A 1,279-nucleotide genomic window follows, 5' to 3' on the forward strand; every position below is an offset into this window, starting at 1 on the left:
GAGCGCCAGCGCCAGCGCCTGAAGCGAAGAGGGAAGCAGGGTCTTTGTGGCGGTCAGCAGCGTGCCGTCTAAATCCAGTGCAATAACTCGCGAGGTCATATCGGGTTCCAGGTAGAGAATGAAATTCAACTCGTTACGCATGGTACACCCGCATGATGGCCTGACAAAACGTCGGGCAGAAATAGAGCATTCGCCGCTAAAAAAGACTATCGTGGTTATCTATCTCACTGCTTTTGCGATCAAGGAGAATTTATGCAGCAAACCGTTTATACCGCCAGCCCCGAGAGCCAGCAGATCCACGTCTGGCGACTGAACGACGAAGGTACGCTGACCCTGGTGCAGGTCGTTGACGTGCCGGGCCAGGTGCAGCCGATGGTGGTGAGCCCAGACAAGCGCTTTCTCTACGTTGGCGTGCGCCCGGAGTTTCGCGTGCTGGCCTACCGCATCGCCCCGGAAGATGGTGCGCTGACCTTCACCGCAGAAGCGCCGCTGTCCGGTAGCCCGACGCACATCTCCACCGATCGCCAGGGCCGCTTTCTCTTTACCGCCTCCTACAACGCGGGCAGCGTCAGCGTTACCCCGCTCAACGACGGCCTGCCGGGCGAGATTACTGCCCTGGCCGAGGGTCTGGACGGGTGCCATTCCGCCAATATCTCTCCGGATAACGCCACCCTGTGGGTTCCGGCGCTGAAGCAGGATCGCATCTGCCTGTTTACCCTTGGCGATAACGGCCAGCTTACCGCGCAGACCCCGGCTGAAGTGACCACCGTTGAAGGGGCAGGCCCGCGCCATATGGCCTTCCACCCAAACCAGCAGTACGCCTACTGCGTCAACGAACTCAACGGCTCGGTAGACGTGTGGCAGCTTAGCAATGCTCACGGTCAGATCGAGTGCGTGCAGACTCTGGATATGATGCCTGCCGACTTCGCCGATACCCGCTGGGCGGCGGATATTCACATTACCCCAGACGGGCGTCACCTCTACACCTGTGACCGTACCGCCAGCATCATAACTATCTTTAGCGTTTCGGAAGATGGCAGCGTGCTGGCCGTGGAAGGCTTCCAGCCCACCGAAACCCAGCCGCGCGGCTTCAACATCGACCACAGCGGTAAATACCTGATTGCAGCAGGGCAGAAGTCGCACCATATCGCGCTGTATGCGATTGAGGGCGCGCAGGGTCTGCTGGAAGAGAAGGGGCGCTATGCCGTTGGGCAGGGGCCAATGTGGGTGGTGGTGCACGCGCATTAATGCCTAAGACCCGTAACGCCGGGCGGCGGCT

General features: G+C 60.0%; 1 protein-coding gene and 1 pseudogene. One reads left to right on the forward strand and one right to left on the reverse strand.

Translation table 11 applies throughout. The features are described 5' to 3' along the window. A pseudogene (locus tag FN633_RS18380) lies at positions 1 to 99 on the reverse strand (pyridoxal phosphatase); the annotation flags it as partial. A gap of 153 nt (positions 100 to 252) precedes the next feature. Here FN633_RS18380 and pgl point away from each other — a divergent pair. Then, positions 253 to 1,248: a 6-phosphogluconolactonase gene (gene pgl / locus FN633_RS07595; RefSeq protein WP_154057297.1), complete on the forward strand. Its 996-nt coding sequence runs from the start codon at positions 253 to 255 to the stop codon at positions 1,246 to 1,248. The last annotated feature ends 31 nt before the right edge of the window (positions 1,249 to 1,279 follow it).

It is taken from the genome of Pseudescherichia vulneris, assembly GCF_902164725.1.
In the GTDB taxonomy this organism is placed as follows: domain Bacteria; phylum Pseudomonadota; class Gammaproteobacteria; order Enterobacterales; family Enterobacteriaceae; genus Pseudescherichia; species Pseudescherichia vulneris.